At 65.8% G+C, this 281-nt stretch carries 1 pseudogene; it reads left to right on the forward strand.

Annotation, left to right across the window (positions count from 1 at the left end):
• A pseudogene (locus RM50_RS20095) lies at window positions 1-281 on the forward strand (DNA polymerase V subunit UmuC); the annotation flags it as partial.

The raw sequence follows: 281 nt of genomic DNA on the forward strand, positions 1-281 counted from the left end.
CGCCGGCACGTGGGCGTTTCCCGTCTGCGTCGGGATCGGCCCGACGAAGACCCTGGCGAAGCTGGCCAACAAATGGGCGAAGAACAACAACGCCTTTGGCGGGGTCTGCCACTGGGACTCCATCCCGCAGGAGCTACGTCAGGGCCTGCTTGACCGCCTGTCCGTCGAGGAAGTGTGGGGCATCGCCGGCCGGCTCACGCGCCGGCTGAACGTCATGGGCATCTTCACCATCGCAGACCTCGTCCGTGCCGACCCGGTCATGATCCGGGACAAGTTCAACG

Source organism: Pseudarthrobacter phenanthrenivorans (genome assembly GCF_000813845.1).
GTDB classification, from domain to species: domain Bacteria; phylum Actinomycetota; class Actinomycetes; order Actinomycetales; family Micrococcaceae; genus Arthrobacter; species Arthrobacter phenanthrenivorans_B.